We start from the raw sequence: 17,315 nt of genomic DNA on the forward strand, positions 1-17,315 counted from the left end.
CAAACGCCGTGCTGTTTCCACAATGGGCGATAAAGCAATAATCGGTCTATTAGGGCGTTCACGAGAGGCGCGCACCCCCGTTGTTCCTGAAGCCGTATAGGCAACGATAGCGGATAGAGCAAGTGTTTCAGCAATCTGACGCGCAGCAAGAGAAATCGCATCCGTTCCTGTTGATTCTGGTGCTGGATGTTGTGCCCCAACCTGAGCAGCATAAGTGTGATCCTGTTCGATTTGCCGCGCGATTCGGTCCATCATAAGCACAGCTTCTTCAGGATAGCGACCAGAAGCAGATTCAGCAGACAACATCACCGCATCTGTTCCTGCATAAACTGCTGTAGCAACATCCGACACTTCTGCGCGTGTGGGAACAGGAGATGTAATCATTGATTCGAGCATTTGTGTTGCCACCACAACAGGCTTTCCTGCTAAACGACAAGCTTTTATGAGCTCCATCTGAAGTGCAGGGACCTTTTCCAAGGGCATTTCCACTCCAAGATCACCCCGTGCAATCATAATACCATCGGATACCTCAATAATTTTCTCTATATGCTCCAAGGCTTGAGGTTTTTCGATTTTAGCCATCAAAGACACCTTGCTTTTCGTCAACTGACGCACCGCTATAATATCTTCTGGACGTTGAATAAAAGAAAGAGCAACCCAATCAACAGGCTGCTGTAAAAGAGCCTGAAGATCCTCCTTATCTTTTGACGTCATCGAATCAAAAGGCAAAATTGTATCGGGAAAACTGACACCCTTTCGATCAGAAATACGGGTTCCAGAAACCACGCGACACTGTACAGAATGACCATCACAAACTTGCGCACGCAGTTCCACCCTTCCATCATCAATCAACAACCGATCCCCTGGTTTAACAGCCGAAAATACATCCTCATGAGGGAAAAAAACACGCTGTGCGTCACCAAGAACATCGCGATTATCTAATGTAAAGCTTTGCCCAACACGCAAATCTTCTTGCCCCTTAGCAAAACGCCCCACACGCAGTTTTGGCCCCTGAAGATCCACTAAAATACCAATGGGGCGTCGAACTGTTTTTTCAACTTCTCGTATAGACTTGACCAAATCACCCAGCATATCACGATCAGTATGGCTCATATTAAGACGAAAAACGTCTGCCCCTGCCCTAAAAAGCTTCTCAATCATCAAACGAGAAAAAGAAGAAGGACCAAGAGTCGCAATAATTTTTACTTTACGTGCACGTTTCACGGTGGAGAATTTCCTGAAAGAGAAGGTATAACTGAATTGTTTAACAAAGACTCATCCGTCAACTGTACCATCCAACTGGTTTGATTTCCGGTATCGATCTCTTTAAATTCAGCCTTTTGATATCCTCGAGGGAAACAATCATGAACCCCTTGAATGGTAAATTGGCTATCTTGTACACACATGGTCACAGAGCCTGCCCAGTTCCCTTTTTTTTGTGCTCCTTCCGCATAAAAATAATAAAACCGTGAAGCAAGAGGCCCCTCAATTAAAGTTTTACATTCCGTCACTGGTACCGTCCACCAGCCTTCGCTCACCCACCCTGAAAATGTACGATATCCAAGAGCAACCCCTACAGACTGTTGGGTTGTATTACAAACTCTAAAGTCAGCTTTTGCAAAAACAACGAGGGGAAACAAGAGCAAAATACTCAAGAGAAAAACTTTTAATCCTTTCTGAAACACCCAATATCGTTTTTTTAAAATCACAAAACTTCCTCTATAATGTCAAATTCTCAAAACAAATTACACATTTCTTTTTTAAAAGCTTTTCAAGTCTAAAACGTATATTTTCATATTTTTCTTTTTATAGCCCTTTTATCAATGCATATATCTTAAAAATTTTACAAAATATTTAAAGTCAATTTGTAAAAAAGCTGTGTAGCTTGATTTACTTTTTATTTTCAAGCTTTTTTAACATAAATTCGTCGTCGAAAAACAACTTTAAATATATAACTTGGAGAAAAATACAATGAACGATACAGTAACCGATCAAACACACGCTATATCCGTAAACCAATTACGCTCTTTTATCGAACGTATTGAACGACTAGAAGAAGAGAAAAAAACCATTTCTGATGATATTAAAGACGTTTACACTGAACTTAAAGGCTCTGGCTTTGATAGTAAAGCTGTTCGAAGCATTATACGGCTGCGTAAAAAAGAAGAGCATGAAAGAATGGAAGAAGAAGCAATCATTGAACTTTATAAAAATGCGCTTGGCATGAATTAAACCATTGATAACATTGGAAATTTTCTTAAGAAAAGAAAATACAAAAAACAAATGGCAAAAAATAAATGAATGTATAAAAATTTCACCCAAACAATAAGCCGTTTGTGTAACTTGTAACGAGACTATCGGTCACAGAATACACAATATTGCAACAGCCCTCACATTTAAAAGGATTTATACAGAGAATTTTTATTCTTATTCTTCAATCATTGTTTATCCACATAAACCCTCACTTGTATGCCAACCCAGTTTGTGATGTGCAAGAGAGGTGTTTTTTATGATTAAACATCAATAAATTTGAAGTGAGAAAGTCTTCCGATATTGAGGACTCTCTTCAAATTGAAAAAAATGAATTATGATGATAAATCAATTTATTATCTACGAAAAGAAACATATGAAAATGGTCAGCAGTTGAAATCCGCTAAACGAGATTCTAAACTATTTATAAAAGAAGAGGTGGTTAAAGATCTTAATCTTTGAGGATAGGGAGAAATTCAGCATATTTACACATTTGATAAAAAGACCCTTAACAAAACTTTATTGGAATCTATTAACGGACTCATAAAGATCATTGATTCGAGAGGTTAGAATGTGATCTCTCCATTTTCCAGAAATCATCAAATAGTCTTTGGCATAGCCCTCTTTTTCAAAATGAAGGCGTTTTAATAAACGTTCGCTTTTTATGTTCTCAGGTCTATAATTTGCCATCACTCTATGTAGATGATAAACATGAAAGATATGGCGTATTAGAGCCGATAAACTCTCAAACATGAGACCTTTGCCTTGTTGTTTTTCATCAAGAGAAAAACCAAGATGACAGGCTTGAAAAACACCCCGAACCACATTTGTAAAATTCACAACACCGATGACTGTGTTTTCATTTTTTAATCGTACAGCATATCGATATGCTTGTCCCTGTGCACTTTCACAAGCAAATGCATTGGCTCGTGTTTCCCAAGCTGTTAGGGTATGATAATCATCAGATCTAACAGGTTCAAAAGGATGCAGATGATTCGCATTACGGAGGTAATAAGAAGACAGTTCAGCTGCATCTTCTAAACCGATCAATGTAGAAATTGTTCGCTTTGTTTTAATTGCCATCATTTTCTCCTCCTAGACAATGTCACAATAACACGTTGATTTATCTTAACAAATCATCATTTTTAAACTCAAATCATAATGTCGAATACAGTAAGCTTTCCTCATCACAACACTTCTTACGTTAGAATCAATGAGGATCATTTGCTTTTCCATCATAAGCGGAGGTGGTATGTTTAAAGCATAAGGTAAAGACAAGGGAATATTTCTTATGAATGCTCTCAAGTTCCAAGGGGCGCTGTAGCAACATTGGGGACTGGCAAAGTATGCAATGGAACTGGCATATTTCCATATACGAAATTTTGAAAAAACTCACGGCAAAGATAGTTTTGTTTCTTTGCCTTGTAAGCTCAGAGCATGCTTGTTTTGCGCTACCATATCACTGCCCCCGTATACAAATCCCAATGACCATCACCTTGAGGTGCTATATGTTACAGTGCGATCTAAAAAGTCTCTGCCATAACTCGTCAACAACACTGTTCGCGCAAAATCAGCCATAAGATCTTGTAACAAATCAAAGAAAAGCGATGATGCAATACGAATTAAAATGCTTAGATATTAATATCTAAAACATTACCGTGAACACGCTTCCATTTCTTCGCGTAAAATTTCAAGCTCTAACCATTCTTCTTCTTTTTGTGTGCAAGTATTTTTCTTTTTTTCCAACGTTGTTGATAAACGCTCAAAACGCTCTTTATCACTGCGATAGAGAGCTGGATCAGAGAGTTCTTGCTCAATTTTTTTGATTTCGTCCTGCAAAACAGCAATTTCTTCAGGCAATTTTTCCAATGCATAAACCTGCTTATAAGACAATTTACTTCGTGTTTTTTTCTCCCGCCCTATCAAGCCATGATCTGTTGATGTGTCCTGCTTTGAAAGCTCTCCCGCATGAGATTTTGAAGGTGCTTTACGCTGCGATAATTCTGTTTTTTTGCGTTGTAAACGAAGAGCATGCTGGTTTTGCGCCATCATATCACTGTAGCCGCCCGCATACAAAACCCAATGACCATCACCTTGAGGTGCCAACATATGCGTTACAGTACGATCTAAAAAGTCTCTGTCATGGCTGACCAACAATACTGTTCCCGCAAAATCAGCAATAAATTCTTGCAACAAATCCAAAGTTTCCATATCCAAATCATTGGTCGGTTCATCAAGAATCAAAAAATTTGCAGGACGAGAAAGAAGTCGTGCAAGCATGAGGCGTGCTCTTTCTCCCCCGGAAAATTCTTTAAGGGGAGTGCGTGCTTGTTCCGGTGAAAATAAAAAGTCTTTCATATAAGAAACCACATGCCGCTCCAGCCCATTGATCACAAGAGTATCACCTCTTCCCCCCGTTAAATAATGCGCTAAAGTTTCTTCTTCATTTAAAATACGTTGCTGATCAAGCAATGCCATAGAGAGGTTATAGCCATGCCTCACCGTTCCACTATCCACGGCTTCTTGCCCAATTAATGCAGAAAGGAGCGTTGTCTTTCCGATTCCATTGGGTCCTACCAACCCGATTCGATCACCCCGCTGAATGCGCAAAGAGAAATCTTTCACGATAATGCGATCACCATAGGATTTTGAAATTTTCTTTGCTTCAAGCACCAATTGCCCAGAATCATGACTTTTTGCTGCTGTCAAAAGTGCATTTCCCGGCTGCCCTTTATAGGTTTGATGACGCTGTCTTAAGTCTTTTAATTCGCCTAAGCGCCGTACATTACGCTTACGCCGTGCGCTCACGCCATAACGCAACCATTGCTCTTCACGAGCAATTTGGCGCCCCAATTTATGCTGTTCGATGGCTTCTTCTTCCAGTGCTTTATCACGCCAATTTTCAAACTCAGAAAAACGCTTTTCCAGTCTTTTGGTTGTGCCACGATCAAGCCATACCGTTGACCGCGTAACATTTTCTAAAAATCGCCGATCATGGGAAATCACCACAATCGCTGAACGCAAAGAAGCCAAAACAGCTTCCAGCCATTCAATGGTTGGTAAATCAAGATGATTGGTTGGTTCATCTAAGAACAAAATATCGGGTTTTGCAGCAATGGCCCGTAACAGTGAAACACGCCGCTTTTCGCCTCCCGAAAGCGTTTCCAATTTTTCCGCCCCAGAAAACCCTAAATTTGTGCGAAGCGTATTGATCCACTGGACATCAGATGTATCGTCCAGCCCCGCTTCCATATAAGCATTAATATCTTCAAATCCTGAACAATCCGGATTTTGTGAGACATAACGGAGCGTTACTCGCGGGTGGCGAAAAATTTCGCCACCATGAGGTTCTAATATTCCTGCGGCAATTTTTAATAGGGTCGATTTTCCACAACCATTACGGCCGACCAGCGCAATACGCGCCCCCTGCTCAACCGATAAAGAAGCTTGATTGAGCAAAGGCGTTTTTCCAAAATTTAAGAAAATGCGGTCAAGCCGCAGAAGCGGCACCGCCATTAACGAACGCGGCGCGGACAAGGTGCTTTATACATCACCCCTCTTGCATCACGGTAAGCACATAATTGTCGTACAGGAACTCTCTGTCCACAAGGTGCTTGGTAAACATGCCCTCTACGACCACGATACGTGCACAATTGTGATACCTGTCTTTGTTGTTTTCTTTGATTTGCAGCTGCACCTGTTACTGTTCCAGCCAAAGCACCAAATGCTGCACCGGTCAGTGCTGCTCCAGGCGTACTTCCAGCAATAGCAGTTCCAGCCAAAGCACCGATTGCTGCTCCTCCTACGCCGTAACGTGCAACGCGTTCATCGTTTGTAGTACAAGCGACTGAACTGAAACCAATGGCTGAAACAACGGCCACTTTAAAAATTGATTTTAACATATCAAAACCTTTCCTTCTCAAGATCAATACATATATCGTTTATGTCGGCACTTCATCACTAGGCCCCCCCCTGCCTTATTCAAAATATATTGGAAGAGCTTTATGGAATAGGTACAGACACTAACAATATAGCTTTTCCAGAACCTAAATGGCAAGAAAAGGTTCCACAAATACGGTTAGAAAGTGTTAAAGAAGAGCCAAATGACACATTTTTGTCACAAATTGGCCATTTTACCCCTTTAAGAGTTAAACCTTTTAAATCAGAAAAACCGATAATACTAAACAAACATCCCTTAGGCAAATCATACGAACAAGGTTTTGACAAAACCGGCCAACCTTCTTCCAAACCGCTTGTCAACAACACTGAAATACCCCTTTCAGCCATCATCAACGCTTGCGTTATATGAGAAAGGCTGTGATCACTTCGCTCCCCTCCCAAAGCACCGCACAAAATAAGCTTTTTAGCGCCATTTTGCAGCGCTCTTTCACATGCCAGAGCACTATCTGTCATATCTTTATCAGAGGGAAAAACTTCACGCGGAACATGACTATATTGACGTATTAAATTCTCATCTGATGAATCAAAATCCCCTAACCACAACTCAGGCGTCGCATTAAGCGCTGCCGCATGACGCATACCACCATCAGCAGCAATTACCCGACTGTTTTGAATTTGATTAAGCAAACGATCAGTGATATGAACATCCCCATTTAATAATATCGTAAATGTTGTCATGCCATACTTTGCCTTTCACAAAATTTTCTTTACAGTGCATTTTTTTATAAGTGAGAGTCATTTTCTATAAACAAAAAGCATGATATAGCCAAACGAATCCTTATCTCTAATGCCTTTCTTAAAGAAACATACGATACAAAGATACAAATGCAATTTGCCAAATTACTCCGCAGAAATAATGTGCACCATGGTCCAACGCACCCCATTTTTCACCGCAATTTTCTTTTTCGCTCGTGCCTGTATAAAGCCACTCTCATAAGTTTAACGTTTCTCCTTTCGGCTTGTCATACACCACTTTCTCAAAATGATAGGCTTTCTTCCACTTCTTCTAAAACGATCAAACGTACCAACAACCACAATATCTATGTCACATTAAGCGCTCTGCAACACCCACGTATTCTGCAAATGTATGGTGGCGCTTATCATGATGCAAAACTTGAACACCTTTTAGCAAAGATTGTCCGTAAACTGGCAGTTGCATCACATAGTTCTCATCAAAGCTATTCTGTAACAATTTTAAACTCAGAAACTGTCAATGCCTTTGCGCTCCCCAATGGCTCGATCTACATCACTCGTGGTATGCTGGCATTAGCCAATGATTCTTCAGAAGTTGCAGCCATTTTAGCCCATGAGATAGCACATATCAGAGCTAATCATGGCATTTTACGCCTGCAAAAAGAAGCCCAATTAAAGATGACCAATCACATGTCTTCACGTCTTCTTTCTTCTATTGGCAAAAAACTTCATAACCCTATGCAAAACAAGCAACAACTCGCGCAATTTTCCCGCAATCAAGAGCTGGAAGCTGATTCCCTTGCACTCGAAATGCTCCAACAATCAGGATATGATCCATTTGCTTCACCGCGCTTTCTTCAAACAATGGAAGCCTATAGTGCTTTTCGTAATATCTCCGGCACCCAAAATGCCTCTCTAGATTTTCTAGCTTCTCACCCAACCACCCCTCAACGCATTCGGCTTGCGATAGAAAAAGCGCGTAAAATCAGTAAAGGGAATAGTACAATATCCGATCATGATTCTTTTCTCAAAAGCATTGATGGCATGATTTTTGGAGGAGGCTTTTATACAGGTTTTGTACGAGGCAACCAATTTATTCACCCACAATTGCGCATAGCTTTTTCTGTTCCAAATAATTTTACAATAGAACATTCAGCACACACTGTTTGGGCCAGTGGACCAGATAAAATTGCGATTCGTTTTGACGCTATTCCACATCCTGCTGAAATATCTGCGAGTGATTATTTGAAAAGCGGCTGGATTCTCGGGCTAGACCAATCATCTATCCGCCCCATCACAATTCAAGGGCTCCCCAATCAAGAATTTACGCGTCAAGGATTCCAAAGCCAAAGTTTACTTGGAGCACAGGCCTATGCTACCAATGATCAATGGCAATTTGATGTGGTTGCCATTCCATTCAACAACCACATCTTTCGTTTTTTGACGGCCGCTCCACATAATTCTCGAAATTTTGCAGAGGTTGCCCAAAAAACGCTACAAAGCTTTCATTCTCTTTCATCTTCACAGTTAAAAAAATTGCAGCCCTTAAAAATCCGTGTTGTTCGTGTTAAACAAGGAGAAACCGTTGCAAATCTTGCAGATAAAATGCAATACACACCATATAAAGAAAAACTCTTTCGCATCCTCAACGCCCTCTCACCAACGCAAACTTTACCCGCAGGTACCAAAGTGAAAATTATTACAGAATAAGCCTTTTTTCTCATCTGCTACAGTTTTAATTCTTTTCTATCTGTATCACGCCCTCCCCCTTAAAGCATATTCGAAAATAAGGAGGAACACTTTAAAATCCAATTTCATCATGCCTCTATAGTCCTCCGTGTGATACATATTTTCTCCAACTAACTCTGCCCCCTGTCTTCCTCTGTTTATCAGTAGCGCCCCCAAGGAGGCATATTCCTAAACAAATATGCCCCCCCCCTAAAACTGACTTCATCATATTCTCATATGCCCCCACTTAATATATTCTCTTTCCTCCTCCCCCCCCAAAGCATTTCACTGCTTATATATCGTAAGCGTCTTCTGAATGAACCGTAAGGAGAGCAGAACGCAATTTTTGCAAAGCCCTAGCTTCAATTTGACGCACGCGCTCTTTCGAGATTCCTAACTTTTCACCCAAAACTTCGAGAGTCGCCCCCTCTTCATTTAAGCGACGAAAGCGAATAATTTCCAACTCCCGTTCGTTGAGAATTTGCAACGCATCGTAAAGCCACTGTGTACGCCGTTGACCATCAATGACTTGCTCAATTAAAGCATCAGGAAGAGGACTATCATCCACCAAAACATCCATCTTAGCAATGGGATTATCACTATTCTCAGAAACAGAAACACTCAAGGAATTATCAGAACTGGAAAAACGAAAATCCATCGTTTCAACATCGCGCACGGAAACGCCAAGCTTTTCAGCGATTGTGCGAAAAATATCCTGTTTTGACAAAGCACTATCATCTTGTATCAGTTTTGCACGCAAACGCCGAAGATTAAAGAAAAGTGCTTTTTGCGAAGAACTCGTTCCCCCTCGAACGATTGACCAATTTCGCAAAATATAATCTTGAATAGAAGCGCGTATCCACCACGTTGCATACGTTGAAAAACGCACTTCCCGATCAGGTTCAAAACGTGCAGCTGCTTCCAATAGTCCCACATACCCTTCTTGGACCAAATCTCCCAATGGCATTTTGAAACGTTTAAAGCGATTAGCAATAGCAATCACTAAACGCATATGAGCCGCTGCAATTTGATGCATGGCATCATCATCACGTTTGTCTTTCCACCGCAGAGCCAAATCATGCTCTTTTTGTCGTTCAAGATAAGGTGCTTGCATAGCAGAACGCATCATATTACGTCCTAAGCTTTTGTCTGCATCGCTATAATTTTTGCTGCTTTTATAAACAGCATTTGAAAGATTACCCATAATAACCCCTTGCGATTAAAATTATCAAAATTGATTTGGCAACGACATCATTGTTCTTTGCTTAAAAAGAACGCAAAAGTTGTTAACTTCTGTATCCACTACTTTAACGTGTAATTTTATAATCGCAATTGTTTTTTTTACTGTCATGGTAAAACTTCTTGTCATAAGACACAATTTCACCTGCAAAATGCCTTTACAACATGCCTTTTAGCCTATGAAATATTTGAAAAAACTTTCTCTCCACTTTTCATGACAAAACAGCAAAAAAAATAAAGTGATCACGCAAAACAAATGCTGTTTTTTGATAACCAATTCCGTTTCCTTTTAAATTGAAGAATTTATTCATGCTTTCAGCTTTACAATACAACTAATAAGTGTAATTTGCAAATATAAAGCATCTAAACTGAATGAAAACTGAATAAAAAAAGAATCATTCAAGTTTTAAAGGCGCAAAGAAACAGCAAAAAATGACAAGAGTGATTGAAGCAAACGCAACAAACGTGTTAAAGAAAGAGCACCATTATGAAATTGTCGCAAAAAGCTTTTGACCAGTGTCACACTGAGAAAGAAAATGATCATGGATAGCAAGATTGTTCAACAGAATGAGATTCTTCAAGATGATATTCTCATTGAAAAACACGGAAGGGGTAAATTTGAAGGTTTTCGTTTTTATGCCAACAAAAACAGTACCGATCAAATAGCTGAGAAGCAAATTTCAACAGAGAATGAGAATTTGATTCTTGCTTTTTCCAAACGCGCGACACGTTTTTGTGCTTGTGCAAATGGAGATTTTACCCTCAGTTCTGATGGAATTGTGCGCTGGATTGGTCAACCCGTAGGACAACTTGTAGCAACAGAAGATTTTTTCAAACCAAAACTGATTGTTTTAGCAGATGAACAACTCACGGGAGAATCCCGCAATAACGTTGTGAAGCGATTAGAACGCTTTGTCACCTTTCATTTTGAAACGACTTTAAAACCCCTGTTTGATTTGCGCAATGCTGATAATTTAACGGATTCAACAAACAGTCTTGCTTTACAACTTTTTAACTCTTTAGGGATTTTACCACGCCGCGAAGTTTTAGACATTGTCAAAAAACTTGCGCAAGAATCACGTGCCGTGCTTCGGCGTCTAGGCGTGCGTTTTGGCGCTTTTCACATCTATGTTGCCGGAATGCTTAAACCTGCTCCGGTTCAAGCCATTACTCTCCTGTGGAATCTTCAAAATGCGGGACAAGATCAAACTGGTTTGGGTGAAATTTTTTCAGCATTATCTGCTGGTCGAACCTCTTTGATTGTTGACCCTACCTATAACCGCAAATTTTATCAATTAGCCGGCTACCGAATCTTAGGACAACGTGCTGTACGGATTGATATTTTAGAACGTCTTGCCAATCTCATCCGCCCCGCACTTCATTGGAAACAAGGAAGTGATCCCAGACCCGATGGAGCCTATGATGGCAAAAGTTTTTTTGTTACACCAGCCATGATGTCCATTCTTGGGGCCAATGAAAACGATATGGAAGAAATCCTCAAAGGACTTGGTTATCAATCGTACAGCATAAGCAATACTGTTTTTGAACAAAATCTCTTTGCACACCAAGCCTCTTCCCCTGTCAATAGGACAATGCAAGATGTTCCTGCAGCAGAATGCGTTGGAAGTCAATGGCAAACAATAAGCGATTTAGAAACAACACGAGAAGAAAAAAATACCTCATACCCAAACACTTTATCCTCTGGTATTGAAAAACATCTCCATAAAACCAATCGCTTACCAGCAGCTGAACCTGTTGGGAATTTTGCCAAATCCCCTCGCTCTACAGAAGAAGGTAAAGTTATTTTATTATGGCATTATAAGCATCAATTTCACCACCACGCACAAAAAAAACATGATAAATTAGGAAATAAGTGGCAAAATAAATCGAAGAACGCTGTAAAAAAAGCGGAACACACAAATGAAAATTCCCCTCAAGAAGCACTATCACAAGCAAAACGCTCTCATAAGTTCCACAAATCCCAAGGAAAACATGCAAATCATAAGCCTTTTCACAAAGAAAAGCGCCTTAATCCTGATTCACCTTTTGCGAAACTAGCTGTACTACGCGATCAACTCACCAATCATAAAAACACGCACCCACTTTCCTCTAAAGAGAATTAAAGTAACAAATGGAGTTTGATCTTGACCCACGTAGTAACCGACAACTGCATTCACTGCAAATATACGGATTGCGTTGAAGTCTGCCCTGTTGATTGTTTTTATGAAGGGGAAAATATGCTTGTTATTCACCCCGATGAATGCATCGATTGTGGTGTTTGTGTGCCAGAATGCCCAGCAGAAGCGATTTTACCTGATACAGAACCAGGATTAGAAAAGTGGTTAGAACTTAATCTTCATTATGCAAACAAATGGCCTAATCTAACCACCCGAAAAGATCCCCTTTCTCAAGCAAAAGAAATGGATGGCGTTCCAAATAAATTAGAAAAGTATTTTTCAGAAAATCCAGGAAGTGGCGAAGAGTAATGATACAGTGTACACCCTCCTCCTTCAACGACTGAAAGACTTCTCTTGTAAAAATAAAAAAATCCTTAAGCGAAATGATTGATTCTTTTAAAGTTTGATGTTAGTGTTATTTTAACATGATCATCTTTCTAAGTATTTTTCTTTGCTTTTTACAGTAAAGCAATGTATTTTTTTTGGATTTAAAAGTACTCGGCTTTTATGCTCACTTAATTGGTACAATATACTTGGTTAAAGAAAACTCAACCCTCAGGTTTATAACCTGTTTTCCGATACATTTGTTGATCATAAGGGAGTAAACTAAAATATGGCATCCCAACATGGAACGTCTTCCAAGACCAAAGAATTTGCAACCTCTGAATATATCGTCTACCCTACACATGGAGTAGGACAAATTATAGCGATTGAAGATCAAGAAGTTGCAGGACATAAATTGAAACTTTTTGTCATTCATTTCGCGAAAGATAAGATGGATGTCAAAGTCCCCATTGCAAAAGCCCTTTCCGTTGGAATGCGTAAATTATCTGCGAGTGACTCTGTCGAACGTGCCTTAAAAGTTTTACGTGGAAAAGCACGTGTTAAACGGACCATGTGGTCACGTCGTGCACAAGAATATGATGCCAAAATCAACTCAGGAGATCTTATTTGTATCGCCGAAGTGGTCCGTGATCTTTTCCGCTCTAATCTACAACCTGAACAATCTTACTCTGAGCGCCAACTTTATACAGCTGCTCTTGAAAGAATGGCCCGCGAAATTGCGGTTATTAATAGTCTTTCTGAAACAGAAGCTATCAATCTCATAGAGATGCATCTCTCCAACAAGCCGGAACGCGAGTTTAAAACTGAGAGAGAAGAAACAGATGAAAACAGTAAAGCTGTCTACGCTGCATAATACACTCTCTCATCATAATGATGATATTTCGATAAAACCAGCGAAAAGCTGGTTTTATTTTTTAACATCCTCTCTGCCCTTAAGGACAAAGTTTCTTAACCAGCGCCAATCTATAAACAATCTAACTTTTCGACAAATTCCTCCTCATTTTCTTTCTTCATAGATAACAAACTGATTAATCATCATAATCTAGCATTATTCATATTAAATTAGAATCTTGAATATGGTAAGATTACTCATTTCAAATTGCTCTCATGTTGAATTAATCAAATCACTTGCTTGTCAATCATAAGCGAGGCTGATCTGTGGGTAAAAACTGTACAAAAAGAGCAAGACACTGTCTCAAGCACCAAAGGATATACCAACATTGGAATCTGGCAAAATGTGTAAGGCAGCAGGCTTGCTTTTTCATGAAGCGTAAAGATCATAGTGCCGTTTATACACTACACCGAGACTTTACCATTTACCCTTCTACAAAACCATTATAACATTCAAAAACGCCGTCATAAAATGGATGCCACAAATATTGAAAAATATTCCTTTTAAAAAACGCGTGACGGTACAACATAAGCATATTTTGTCGTGGGCGCTCTATTTTGCATGAGAAGCATTCCCCCATTAAAGAACGCGATAAAAAAAACATGAACTAAAACCATCATCTCCATTCTGTAAAAAGCATTCCAAATACTTTTGAAAGCAGTAAAGCTCACTTAAAAAATAGCAATAAAAATGAACGTTAGCATTGCCCTTTCAATTTTATATTTTTCCCAAATGAGGTTATATTCTCATTTCAGAGATTACGAGATATACGCAATATTCTTACTCCAATCGGACACATAAAATCTAGAATGATTCATAGAACTCTTAAAAGTCTCAATCTCTGTTTCAAACAAACCGCTAAAGATTGGATATTCTCAGCAGGAATTGTCCAGATATCATCTTCAATCTGATCTTCACGAATATGACGCAAAGGATTAGTATGAACGCCTGTCAGGATAAGCAAACGCAAAGCCAGTTGTGTTATGTTTTGTGTTTTACAGAGTAACTGATAAAAGGCAGGGACATCTTTCCAATCCATAGCTGGTTTATTTTGCGTTTTATGACGTTGTTTCCCTAAGAGCGCGCGTGCTTTTATCGTTGCTTGTAAATCAACATCCAAACCCTAATGCAACCGCATGTTTAAGACAAAGATTAAGACGCTTCAGTGCTGTCTGAGCTGTTCCAGCTTTTGCATGCCAAATGGGAGAAAGCGTATTGCGTATCTCAGTTTGCGTAATCTCTGAAACGGGCAGACAGCCTAATTTAGGGAGAATATAAAGGCGTAAGTGTAAAGACCAATCACAAGCCTCACCATCATTTTTTAATTCAGCTTTACGGCTTTCAAAAGCATCTAAAGCAATATTTTTTAAATAATGGAGATTGCGCATTGCCTCACGCTTTTGTTTCTCACGTTCTTTAATGGGATCACGCCCCTCACGTAAAACAGCCCGCCACCCAGTTGCCAATTCACGGGGTTTGTTTTAAAGAAACATCTCTCAAGGCACCCAAGCCCATTTCGCAGCCCCCGGAAAGGTATAACGGTAAATCCATTGACCACCCCCATCTCTTACGTTTGTGAAGAAGCAAGCCGGCACCATCGTTATATTTGTCAGCTCGTGGGTGTTGTGCTACAGCCCTTGGCTCTTAAGACAATTCATAAGAGTCCTTTCTTATACAAATTTTATCCACACACTCATCCCGCTTGTGACGTGCAAGCAAGTGGTTTTGATTGATTCTAGATAGAGAGATTTGAAATGAGTGAATCTTACGTTATTCGGGGTTCTAATTCAATATGAAAACAGTGAATTATATATATAAATCAATGTGTTGTCTAGTAATGAACAGATAACAAAAAAAATCATAAACTTAGGTAAGCACCACCATAAAATCACTCATAAACCAGCTATGAACTGGAGAGTCGTACCGGCTTTGATAAAATACTTTGCTCATCCCCATACACAACACATTTGGTTTTAAGTTTACTTATTTTTACAAGCTGTTCGCAACAAATCCCTTATATTCACAAAAATAAGAAAAATATATGGACAATTCTTAGTTCAAAAATATGAAAAGACAGCGTGATATTCATAGAAAAGTCTCATGTACCTTTATCAATTAAAAGCACTAAAGATCATTGAATGTGTACACCTTCTGTCTTGTAACGGTTGTCTCTTTTCTGCTCATAAGAAAGCACGCTGGCATCAGCATACACTTAATCCCAATGTTACAACAATTCTTACATTTGAAAGTATTCATTATAGACATTTTTTCCTTTTTTATAGAGTTTTTACTCACATACCATCCCCACTTGTGACCGAAAAGCAAGTGATTGTCATTGATTCAACATGAGAGAAATTTGAAATGAGAAAATCCTACGATAGACCTTCCATTCAAGGCGCAAAACAACAAATGATCTTTATAAATCAATGTGATGTCGATCTCTATTTTTTTAAGGAGAATCACATGTCACAATATAAGCCTATAGACAACCATTGCCTTAAATATTCTCATAAAAAACACCGATATGCTTAAAGCCTTACATAGATCAACTGCCTTAAACGATGATATTTTACGGTCTAATAGGATTCTCTCTATAATCAATAAAGATTAAGTGCGATACAAAATGATTCTATTACTGAGCTAACTTATATCAATACCCAAGCTCTTAACGAAGTCATCATAAAAGACACTGATACAAGTAGCCCTTTATAGCCTCTCAAGAAAACAAGAAAATCATCTCCCACAATAGAATCATTTCTCTACGGCAAAACTTTATCCCACATATGTTCCCAAGAAAAAGCGAAAAACGCATCTTACCCAATGCATTCACTAATGAATCAAGAGAAACTTACCACTGAAAGAGATAAAACGCTAAAGTTTTAACCACTAAAACAGAACGTCCACGATACATTCCCTGTTCCACATCGATAGAAGACGATGCAAGAGAACCTCAACATTCATCTTAAAGCGAAAATGCACGCCCCAAGCGTGCATTGATCGATGAAATAAAAGAAGTTCACCACTGGAAAAGAAAGAAAACGCTAAAGTTTTAACCACTAAAACAGAACGTCCACGATACATTCCCTGTTCCACATCGATAGAAGACGATGCAAGAGAACCTCAACATTCATCTTAAAGCGAAAATGCACGCCCCAAGCGTGCATTGATCGATGAAATAAAAGAAGTTCACCACTGGAAAAGAAAGAAAACGCTAAAGTTTTAACCACTAAAACAGAACGCTCACGATACATTCCCTGTTCCACATCGATAGCAGACGATGCAAGAGAACCTCAACATTCATCTTAAAGCGAAAATGCACGCCCCAAGCGTGCATTGATCGATGAAATAAAAGAAGTTCACCACTGGAAAAGAAAGAAAACGCTAAAGTTTTAACCACTAAAACAGAACGTCCACGATACATTCCCTGTTCCACATCGATAGCAGACGATGCAAGAGAACCTCAACATTCATCTTAAAGCGAAAATGCACGCCCCAAGCGTGCATTGATCGATGAAATAAAAGAAGTTCACCACTGGAAAAGAAAGAAAACGCTAAAGTTTTAACCACTAAAACAGAACGCTCACGATACATTCCCTGTTCCACATCGATAGCAGACGATGCAAGAGAACCTCAACATTCATCTTAAAGCGAAAATGCACGCCCCAAGCGTGCATTGATCGATGAAATAAAAGAAGTTCACCACTGGAAAAGAAAGAAAACGCTCAGTCTTTAACCACTAAAACGGAACGCCCACGATACATTCCCGTTTTCAAATCAATGTGATGAGGACGACGTAATTCACCAGAATTTTTATCTTCGATATAAGTCGGCGCCTTCAGAGCATCAGCCGAACGGCGCATGCCCCTCTTCGCTGGAGAGGTTTTTCGTTTAGGTACAGCCATAAAAAGACACTCCAAATCCATTAAAACAGAAAAAGCAATGTCAAAAATGACAATGCTTCATTTAAAAACACCATAAAATTTTAAGATATTATACACTGATAAAAAAGAAGAGGCAATGTCAAAATGATC

15 protein-coding genes and 1 pseudogene are annotated in these 17,315 nt (G+C 39.4%); 5 read left to right on the forward strand and 11 right to left on the reverse strand.

Annotated elements, in window-relative coordinates; all coding sequences use genetic code 11:
• Both pyk and ACFIK0_RS02800 read right to left on the reverse strand, forming a co-directional pair.
• Positions 1-1,224 (reverse strand): pyruvate kinase (pyk, locus tag ACFIK0_RS02795; RefSeq protein WP_375663454.1); only part of this gene is annotated, 1,224 nt, incomplete at its 3' end.
• A complete protein-coding gene (locus ACFIK0_RS02800; protein WP_273790491.1) occupies positions 1,221-1,709 on the reverse strand; it encodes a DUF1036 domain-containing protein in 489 nt (162 codons plus the stop codon). The genes ACFIK0_RS02800 and pyk, both read right to left, overlap by 4 nt.
• Positions 1,710-1,971: 262 nt before the next feature.
• Here ACFIK0_RS02800 and ACFIK0_RS02805 point away from each other — a divergent pair, with 262 nt between their 5' ends.
• The gene (locus ACFIK0_RS02805; RefSeq protein WP_005774567.1) at positions 1,972-2,232 is read left to right on the forward strand and encodes a DUF2312 domain-containing protein; all 261 of its coding nucleotides are present in this window, start codon (positions 1,972-1,974) and stop codon (positions 2,230-2,232) included.
• A gap of 537 nt (positions 2,233-2,769) precedes the next feature.
• Here the strand turns inward: ACFIK0_RS02805 and rimJ are convergent.
• From rimJ to ACFIK0_RS02825, 4 genes are all read right to left on the reverse strand, one after another.
• Positions 2,770-3,333 carry a ribosomal protein S5-alanine N-acetyltransferase gene (gene rimJ, locus ACFIK0_RS02810; RefSeq protein ID WP_375630918.1) on the reverse strand — a complete coding sequence of 188 codons (564 nt, stop codon included), beginning with the start codon at positions 3,331-3,333 and terminating at the stop codon, positions 2,770-2,772.
• Between the two features lie 570 nt (positions 3,334-3,903).
• Positions 3,904-5,766 carry an ABC-F family ATP-binding cassette domain-containing protein gene (locus ACFIK0_RS02815; RefSeq protein WP_375659929.1) on the reverse strand — a complete coding sequence of 621 codons (1,863 nt, stop codon included), beginning with the start codon at positions 5,764-5,766 and terminating at the stop codon, positions 3,904-3,906.
• Positions 5,766-6,152: a hypothetical protein gene (locus tag ACFIK0_RS02820; protein ID WP_273790493.1), complete on the reverse strand. Its 387-nt coding sequence runs from the start codon at positions 6,150-6,152 to the stop codon at positions 5,766-5,768. Before ACFIK0_RS02820 ends, ACFIK0_RS02815 begins: the two co-directional genes overlap by 1 nt.
• 100 nt (positions 6,153-6,252) lie before the next feature.
• Positions 6,253-6,888: a thiamine diphosphokinase gene (locus tag ACFIK0_RS02825; RefSeq protein WP_273790494.1), complete on the reverse strand. Its 636-nt coding sequence runs from the start codon at positions 6,886-6,888 to the stop codon at positions 6,253-6,255.
• A gap of 147 nt (positions 6,889-7,035) precedes the next feature.
• Between ACFIK0_RS02825 and ACFIK0_RS02830 the strand changes: the two genes are divergently transcribed.
• Positions 7,036-8,613 (forward strand): M48 family metalloprotease, encoded by a 1,578-nt coding sequence (locus tag ACFIK0_RS02830; protein ID WP_375654374.1) that lies wholly within the window; start codon positions 7,036-7,038, stop codon positions 8,611-8,613.
• A gap of 310 nt (positions 8,614-8,923) precedes the next feature.
• Here the strand turns inward: ACFIK0_RS02830 and ACFIK0_RS02835 are convergent, their stop codons facing one another.
• A complete protein-coding gene (locus ACFIK0_RS02835; RefSeq protein WP_015856975.1) occupies positions 8,924-9,835 on the reverse strand; it encodes an RNA polymerase factor sigma-32 in 912 nt (303 codons plus the stop codon).
• Between the two features lie 577 nt (positions 9,836-10,412).
• Between ACFIK0_RS02835 and ACFIK0_RS02840 the strand changes: the two genes are divergently transcribed.
• From ACFIK0_RS02840 to ACFIK0_RS02850, 3 genes are all read left to right on the forward strand, one after another.
• Positions 10,413-11,993, forward strand: a complete 1,581-nt coding sequence (locus ACFIK0_RS02840; RefSeq protein ID WP_375663455.1) for a hypothetical protein — start codon at positions 10,413-10,415, stop codon at positions 11,991-11,993.
• Between the two features lie 21 nt (positions 11,994-12,014).
• Complete coding sequence (gene fdxA, locus ACFIK0_RS02845; protein ID WP_273790498.1) at positions 12,015-12,356, forward strand: ferredoxin FdxA; 342 nt, start codon at positions 12,015-12,017, stop codon at positions 12,354-12,356.
• A 304-nt stretch (positions 12,357-12,660) separates the two neighbouring features.
• Positions 12,661-13,245, forward strand: coding sequence for a CarD family transcriptional regulator (locus tag ACFIK0_RS02850; RefSeq protein WP_273790499.1), 585 nt, complete (start codon positions 12,661-12,663; stop codon positions 13,243-13,245).
• Positions 13,246-14,149: 904 nt separating this feature from the next.
• Here the strand turns inward: ACFIK0_RS02850 and ACFIK0_RS02855 are convergent.
• From ACFIK0_RS02855 to rpmF, 4 genes and pseudogenes are all read right to left on the reverse strand, one after another.
• Positions 14,150-14,871, reverse strand: a pseudogene (locus ACFIK0_RS02855) (tyrosine-type recombinase/integrase); the annotation flags it as partial.
• Between the two features lie 1,299 nt (positions 14,872-16,170).
• Positions 16,171-16,365 (reverse strand): hypothetical protein, encoded by a 195-nt coding sequence (locus ACFIK0_RS02860; protein WP_375663456.1) that lies wholly within the window; start codon positions 16,363-16,365, stop codon positions 16,171-16,173.
• Positions 16,366-16,510: 145 nt separating this feature from the next.
• Positions 16,511-16,705: a hypothetical protein gene (locus ACFIK0_RS02865; protein WP_375663457.1), complete on the reverse strand. Its 195-nt coding sequence runs from the start codon at positions 16,703-16,705 to the stop codon at positions 16,511-16,513.
• A 301-nt stretch (positions 16,706-17,006) separates the two neighbouring features.
• Positions 17,007-17,186, reverse strand: a complete 180-nt coding sequence (rpmF, locus tag ACFIK0_RS02870; protein ID WP_005774555.1) for a 50S ribosomal protein L32 — start codon at positions 17,184-17,186, stop codon at positions 17,007-17,009.
• Between the last annotated feature and the right edge of the window lie 129 nt (positions 17,187-17,315).

The organism is Bartonella sp. CL63NXGY, assembly GCF_042194905.1.
Classification (GTDB): Bacteria; Pseudomonadota; Alphaproteobacteria; order Rhizobiales; family Rhizobiaceae; genus Bartonella.